Origin of the sequence: Actinoplanes sp. NPDC051851 (genome assembly GCF_040681165.1) — a bacterium.
In the GTDB taxonomy this organism is placed as follows: Bacteria; Actinomycetota; Actinomycetes; order Mycobacteriales; family Micromonosporaceae; genus Actinoplanes.
On sequence record NZ_JBFAYF010000132.1, the window covers coordinates 1 to 7,231 of the forward strand.

Here is a 7,231-nt window from a genome sequence, read left to right on the forward strand (position 1 = left end):
ACGGCGGCGTCCGCGATCGCGGAGATCGCGCAGGTCATCTCCACGATCGGGGACTACACCACGCAGATCGCCGCGGCCGTCGAGGAGCAGACCGCGACCACGCAGGAGATGAGCCGGGGCGTGACCGAGGCGGCGGGCAACACCAACCTGGTCGCCGAGGCGATCAACGACGTGGCCGACGTGGCGCAGAAGGCCTCGGCGAACGCGCGGACGGCCCGCGAGGCGGTCGCCGACCTGAACCGGCTCTCCGCCGAGATGACCGCGATCGTGAACACCTTCCGGTACTGACGACGGGGGCGGCGGGTACGGTAACCTCCCGCAACGCCACCCCCCCCTCGTCGAAAAGGTGTTCCATGTCCGACGTCGTCGCGGCACCCGCGGACACCACCCCCGCCCCGGCCCTCGCCGCACCCGCCCTGCGCCGCGGCGCCGGCCTGGCGATCGGGTTGTACCTGCTGGTACGCCTGGTCAGCCTCGAGGTGATGGGGATCCTCGCGGCGCGCGCCTACCTGCAGGCGCCGGGCAAACAGGTCTACCCGGACGGGTCGATCAACAACCAGTGGCGCAGCTTCACCTCGATCTTCGACGCGCTCGTCTCCTGGGACGGCCGCTGGTATGTGAAGATCGCCGGCACCGGGCTGGGCGGCCCGATCGGCGCGGTCGACGGCGACGGCGTCCCGTACGAGCTGCGCCTCGCGTTCTTCCCGCTCTACCCGTGGCTGGCCCGCCCGCTGACGTTCCTGCCCGGCGTCTCCCCGATCGCCGCGTGCCTCTTCGTCTCGTTCGTCGCCGCGATCGCCGCCGCCGCGGGCCTCTACCTGATCGGCCGGCACGTCGGCGGCGAGAAGCGCGGGCACCGGGTCGGCCTGATCCTGGCCGCGGTCTGGGCGGTCGCGCCCGCCGCGATGACCCAGAACGGGGCGTTCACCGAGTCGCTCTTCACCGCGCTGGCGGTGTGGGCGCTCTACGCGGTGCTGACCCGGCAGTGGCTGCTCGCCGGTCTGCTCGCCGGGATCAGCGGGCTCAGCCGGCCGACCGCCGCCGCGCTGATCGGCACCGTCGGCCTGGCCGCGCTGGTCGCCGCGTTCGCCCGGCGGGACGGCTGGCGCCCGTACGCCGCGATGCTGCTCGCCCCGTCCGGCCTGATCGCCTACCTGACGTTCGCGTCGATCCGGCTCGGCGGCTACACGAAGTACACCGACATCCACCACAACACGTTCGGCGCCCGCTGGGACAACGGCGAGAACACCTGGGGCATGGTCTCCGACATCCTGTACGGCGTCGACGGCGACAACGCGGACAAGCCGATCCGGGTGCTCTCCTTCCTGATGCTGGCCGCCTTCATCGTGCTGCTGATCCTGCTGATCCCGCGCGCGCCGTGGCCGCTCACCGTCTTCGCCGCCGCGATGCTGATCCTCTCCACCGGCACGAGCACGCACATCTCGATGATCGGCCGCCACCTGATGCCGGCGTTCCCGGTCCTGCTGGTCCCGGCACTGCTGCTGGCCCGCGCCCGCAACCGCGACCTGGCCGTCATCCTCGGCGCGCTCGCACTCCTCTCGGGTTGGTACGCGGGCTGGCTCCCGTTCATCTCCGGCCAGGCGATCTGAATCGGCCATCCCGGCGTTCTCTGCCGGGGCTCACGGCGTGCCTCCCGAGCGTAGTCGCGGCGCCTGGTCCAGGAGCGCCGGCGGCTGCAGCAGGGGCGAGGGCTCGGGTCCCGGATCGGCTTTCGTGACGATGCCGGCCGCGGCGTGGTCGAATGCGGCCGGCCAGCGCGTCCGGTCGCTGGCCAGGGCCCCGTCCAGCCGAGCGCCACTGAGGTCGGCGTCGCTCAGGTCCGCGCCACGCAGGTCGGCGTCGCGCAGATCGGCATCGCGGAACACGGTGGCCTGTGCCCGGGCTTTCCGAAGATTGGCCTCTCGCAGGTCGGCGCGGGTGAAATCGGCGCCGGTCAGCACCGACTCCACCACGAGCGCGCCCCGCAGATCGGCGAGGACGCCACGCGCCTCGGTGAGGTTCGCCCGGCGCAGGCTCGCGTGCCGCAGATTCACCGATACGAGAGAGGCCCGGGTCAGGTTGGCGGCGAACAGGCTCGCCGACTCGAGACACGCACGGTCGAAGTTCATCCGGGTGAGCCACAGGCCGTCGAAGTCGGCCCGCCGCAGATCGGTGAGGCTCAGGTTGAGCCACGGATCGGATCGGTCGAACCGGCCCAGAACGCCGAGGCAGGTCAGGGCGAGCTGGCTGTCCGGCGCCCGCGTCTCCAAGGGCGCCACCGTGTTGATGTCGGCGTCGGCGGGTGGTGCGGTGGGAGGCCACGGCTGGTGGGCGCGCAGGAAGGCCGCCATCGTCGAGATGACCGCCTCCCGATCGCGTTCCGAGTGCTCCGCCAGCCGCCGCAGGGCGTGCAGGCCACCGATGCGTACGTCCTGCTTGTCGTTGCCGAGATGGTCGATCGCGCGACTGAACTGACCGGTGATGTGCCCCTCCTGGGTGATGCGGAGGGTGTCCTGGCTGACCCGCAGCTGGCGCCACGTGGCATAGGCGCCGAAGAACAGGACGATACCGGCGGTGAGCTGCAGCAACGTGGCGCGAACGCTGTTGATCGCGGACAGTCGATCCGACGAGGTGATCGGGCGCCGTCCCAGGTCGTGATCGACCACGATGGCCGGCAGCATCATGAGCGCGGCGCCGAGAAGGGCGACGCACACCACGCACAGGACCCCGCCGATGATGAGCCGACGTCGCGCTCGCCTTGCACCGTTCTCCCCCGCTGGCACGCGACGATGATAAATGCTCCGGATGCATGGGTTCGATCACCGCTGGAATACTTGCCGGATGATCCGGACCGTCGGCGGCGCATTCGCACTCGGCATGCTGGCCGCACTCCTCCCGGCACCGGCTCACGCGGCGAGCGACCCCGAGACCGTCTGCACGATCGACGACGACCGGCTCAAGGAACTGTCCGGGCTGGTCACCACCGCCGACGGCTACGTGACCATCAACGACGGCAGCAAGAAGGCCAAGCGCCGCGGCATCTTCTACATCGGCGCCGACTGCCAGGTCTCCCGGACGGTCGACTTCCCCTCGGACCCGGTCGACACCGAGGATCTGGCCGTCGCACCGGACGGCACGCTCTGGGTCGGCGACATCGGCGACAACGACACCGAGCGCGACACGATCGGCCTGTGGCGCCTCTCCCCCGGCGCCACCGAGCCGGAGTTGCTGGAGGCCCGCTACCCGGACGGCCCGCACAACGCCGAGACCCTCGTCCTCGACGGCCAGGCCAACCCGGTGATCATCACGAAGGACCCGGCGGGCGCCGAGATCTTCCGCTTCGCCGACGGCGCGCTGCAGGCCGCCGGCACCATCACCATCCCGGAGACCACCACTGGCAACCCGCGCGACGAGGAGGGCCGCCGGGTGCTGACCGGCGGCACCAACTCCCCCGACGGCACCAAGATCGCCATCCGAACCTATGCCGATGCCTTCGTGTACGACGTGACCGACGGCGACGTGATCACCGCGCTCACCACCGGCACGCCCACGATCGTCCCGCTGCCGGACGAGCCGCAGGGCGAGGCGATCGCTTTCAGTCGCGACGGCGCGTCCCTGCTCACCGTCTCCGAGGACGCGAAGCCGGACGTCCTGCGCTACTCCGCCACCGGCGACAGCACGTCGGGGTCCGGCCGGCTCTGGCGGTGGCTCGCGGCCGCCGCCGGGCTGCTCGCGGTGGGCTCACTCGCCGCCGCTGCCACCCTCCGGTCACGGCGGCGCTGAGTCACGCCTTCGCCCGGAAAGGCACCACCAGCCACCGCTACCGCCAGTGCCACCACGCACGTCAACGTGTAGCCGATCGTCGTGTCGCCACCGCCATCGATGGCGCTGGTGAAATCATTCGGCCATGATCACACGGTGCGGTACCTGGGCTTCCTGTTCCTTCGGACATTCCAGTACTGGATCTTGCGCGATAGGACAATGAGCCATTCCGCGCAAACGTTGCGGTTGCTTTCTGTACCACGAGCTCGCCGCCCTGTCGCACGGCCGAACGGTACCGGGGTCACGGCAGGCGGGGTGGGCCGCCCTGGAGGACGTCGAAGCCGCCGTCGACCGGGATCAGGGCGCCGGTCAGGGCCGCGGTCCGCTCGTCCAGCAGCATGGCGATCACCGCGGCGACGTCGTCCGGCTCGACCATCCGGCCCAGCACCGCGTGCTTGGCCAGGTAGTCGTCGAGTCCGGCGGGCATGAACGCCGCGCTGGCCTCGGTGCGGACCGCCCCCGGCGCGACCGTGTTGACCGTGACGCCGTAGCGGCCCGCCTCGGCGGCGACCTGCTGGGCGAACGAGTTCACGGCGGCCTTCGAGACGGCGTGACCGATCTGCTGCTTGCCGGTCCAGCCCGCCGACATGCTGGAGAGGTAGACGATCCGGCCGGTACCGGCGGCCCGCATGGCGGTCAGCACCCGCTGGGTGATGAAGAAGGCGCCGGCCAGCTCGGCGGTGACCTTGTCGATCAGATCGGGCCAGGTGGTGTCGGCGAGCCCGGCGCGTACCGGCTGGAGGACGTTGGCGTTGCAGACCAGGGCGTCGATCCGGCCGTGGGCGGCCAGCACGCCGCCGATCAGGGCGTCGACCTGGGCCGGGTCGCAGACGTCGGCCCGGGCCGCGGTGGCGGTGCCGCCGGCGGCCTCGATCGCGGAGACCACGGCGGCCGCCGACGCGGCGTCGCTGCGGTAGTTGACGATGACGTGCCGGCCCTGACCGCCGAGCAGCCGTGCCGTGGCCGCCCCGATGCCGCGCCCGGCCCCCGTCACCACGGCGACCGGCTTTTCCTCGCCCGGCCGATCAATGTCAGTCATGACGACCACAATAGACAGAGCCCTCAGGAGCGGAAGCGGGTCGCCGACGCCGGTGCCATGCGGACCTGCTCATCGCGCCGGTACGCCTGAGATGGAGGTGCTGCACCGGCGTCGCCATCGACCCCATTCGTGAGGTGGACGACGTGAAGCATCCCGATCGTCAGTGCCTCGGCAGGACCCGGACAACGGCTATCCGTCCCTCAGCGACGTCGTTCTGTCCGGCCGGACAGCTGAGGTCAGCCGGTGGTGATCTCGGGGGTGCAGTTCTCCCGGCGCGGCTCGTCGCGCCACAGGCAGATCTGGACCGTCACCGGCTGGCCGCCGATCGTGGTGGCGACGGCCGGACTGTGAACGTAGCCGCGCTCGGCCAGCGGCAGGGCGGTGGCGCAGCTTCGCCACGGGCCGCCCGGGGTCTTCCAGCGGACACGCGCGCCACCCGAGTGCGGACGGTCGTCGTCGGAGCCGGCACGGCCCCAATAGAAGGTGCGGCCCTCGAAGCGGTCGTAGCGCGCCGAACCGTTCATAGCGTCGAAGTCCAGGGTCGGGCTGAGCCGGGTGGCGGTGTCATCGCGGAAGACGGCCGAGGCGTCGTCGACGATATCGGCCACCGCGGCCCCGAGACGGCAGTCGGCATCGACTTCCTCCCCGGTGGCAAGCGCGAGCGTGGTGCCCGCGCCGGCCACCACGACCACGACGGCGCCGGCCGCGATCAGCCAACGGCGGCGCGGGCGATGCCGGGTGACGAAGTAGCCGTCGAGGACGACCGGTACGGCCTCGCTCCTCGGCACTGCCACCGGCACCCGGTCCGGCGCGGCCAGATCGGCCCGCTCGGCCGCCTCGACCAAGGCGGCGACATGCGCCGAGGCGACAGTGAGCCGCCGCGCGTCCTCGTCGGTGAAAGGTGTCCGGGCGATCAGGTGGGCCGCCTTGACCACCGCCACGACAGCGGTCGGGTCGGTGATGTAACGCAGGTCCCCGGCGAGGACACGCGCCACGATGTCCTTGTCGATCGCGAGGCCGGGCGCGAGCCGCTCGGCCCGGATCACCTCGGCCAGGTGCCGCAGCGAACCGGCCTGCCTACGCCGGCGCGGCGGCGGTGACCCGGGCGGCGCCCCGTAGATTCCGTCCCGACCGGCCCGCGACGCCGCCGCCCCTACCGCCGAGGCCAGCCGCTGAGCCGCCCGCCGGACCTCCTGCCACCACGGTTCCAGCGGATCGTCCACCATGCCCCCAGCCCAGAACATCGACGTAGGCCAATATGTAGCATCGCCTCACCACGGCCGCAACAGCGCCCTCCGGGCCGGGACGGCACCCGGACACCGCCCGCCACCGCCTCGCCGGAGCCGGCCGGAACCGATCAGCTCGCCCGCAATCTGCCGACAGTGCAGACTTGGCCTGACCAATTCGGGCGAGATCGCTACAGAGGCGTCACCCCTCGGCTGACACGGGACGGACGAACTCACGGTAGTCGACGGTCGATGCACGTTCGATGCCGAACCGCACCAGGGGATGCTCACCGTCCGCCCCCAGATCCGTGGCGTACGGCTGTCCGGCGAAGGCCGTCAGTGAGCGTCCGAGTTCGTTGCCCGCGACGTCCACCAGTTCCTCGTCGCGTAACGCGCTCCGCAAGGTGTCGTAAGCCCTGCGGTCCGTCCAGAGCGCCAGATCGACGGCCGCGTCGACGCGCCACCCGAGGTCCGCGGAGGCGTCGGCCAGGACGGAGCAGAGAAGCTCGGCCCGCCGGTCCCACTGCGGCCGTGTCGCCTCGGACAGGTGGGACAGCAACGCGGCCGGCGGCCGATAGCCGTGCTGCTCGGCGTAGTGCACGATCATCGTCGGCGCGGTGTGGACGACACCGCCGGGCAGGTAGTAGCCGAACTCGCCGTTGCCCTCGACGGCCCCGCAGAACTCGCATGGGTGAAAGCCGAGCATCAGTCTGCGAGCGCGCGACGAGGCCGCCTTGAGCAGACGCAGCTCAGCGCCGGTCAACGGCATCCCGGCACCGCCCTGAACGCCGTGCTCCCGCCCGAGCCAGCCCACCGCCCTCATCGGCAGCATCGACTCCGAGTACGTGTACGCCGTCAGATCGAGAAACTCCACGTCCCCATGATCTCCCGCGGCGGAGGCCATCTCTTCTTTCGCCATGAGTTTTATGTGCGACATTCACGGTACGCCTTTCCGGAAAATTGTTATCCGACTCCTCTCCCGCTAGTCGCAGTGCCGCATCCAACCCGGATATCGCAATAGGAACTTGAGTCCGGTGAAATGTTCTGGCGTAACTACTCAGGTCAGTTGATGGCGGGGATCCATGGCTGGCCGGATGTCAGTTGGACGAGGGCGTGGTAGAGGTTGATGCCGTGTTTGGTGGCG

At 70.8% G+C, this 7,231-nt stretch carries 6 protein-coding genes and 1 pseudogene; 3 read left to right on the forward strand and 4 right to left on the reverse strand.

Annotated features, from left to right (window positions below; translation table 11 throughout):
* Positions 1 to 288, forward strand: a pseudogene (locus AB0M08_RS46785) (methyl-accepting chemotaxis protein); the annotation flags it as partial.
* 65 nt (positions 289 to 353) lie between these two features.
* Positions 354 to 1,610, forward strand: coding sequence for a glycosyltransferase family 39 protein (locus AB0M08_RS46790; protein WP_364508645.1), 1,257 nt, complete (start codon positions 354 to 356; stop codon positions 1,608 to 1,610).
* A gap of 30 nt (positions 1,611 to 1,640) precedes the next feature.
* Here AB0M08_RS46790 and AB0M08_RS46795 read toward each other — a convergent pair whose 3' ends face one another.
* On the reverse strand, positions 1,641 to 2,717 hold the full coding sequence (locus tag AB0M08_RS46795; RefSeq protein ID WP_364508647.1) for a pentapeptide repeat-containing protein: 1,077 nt from the start codon (positions 2,715 to 2,717) through the stop codon (positions 1,641 to 1,643).
* 124 nt (positions 2,718 to 2,841) lie between these two features.
* Between AB0M08_RS46795 and AB0M08_RS46800 the strand changes: the two genes are divergently transcribed.
* The gene (locus AB0M08_RS46800) at positions 2,842 to 3,783 is read left to right on the forward strand and encodes a hypothetical protein (RefSeq protein WP_364508650.1); all 942 of its coding nucleotides are present in this window, start codon (positions 2,842 to 2,844) and stop codon (positions 3,781 to 3,783) included.
* Positions 3,784 to 4,063: 280 nt separating this feature from the next.
* On the opposite strand, the gene AB0M08_RS46805 is transcribed toward AB0M08_RS46800, so the two are convergent.
* The 3 genes from AB0M08_RS46805 to AB0M08_RS46815 form a co-directional block, all read right to left on the reverse strand.
* Complete coding sequence (locus tag AB0M08_RS46805) at positions 4,064 to 4,861, reverse strand: SDR family oxidoreductase (protein WP_364508652.1); 798 nt, start codon at positions 4,859 to 4,861, stop codon at positions 4,064 to 4,066.
* 236 nt (positions 4,862 to 5,097) lie between these two features.
* Complete coding sequence (locus tag AB0M08_RS46810) at positions 5,098 to 6,087, reverse strand: hypothetical protein (RefSeq protein ID WP_364508655.1); 990 nt, start codon at positions 6,085 to 6,087, stop codon at positions 5,098 to 5,100.
* A 202-nt stretch (positions 6,088 to 6,289) separates the two neighbouring features.
* Positions 6,290 to 6,961: a hypothetical protein gene (locus AB0M08_RS46815; protein WP_364508657.1), complete on the reverse strand. Its 672-nt coding sequence runs from the start codon at positions 6,959 to 6,961 to the stop codon at positions 6,290 to 6,292.
* Positions 6,962 to 7,231 lie beyond the last annotated feature (270 nt).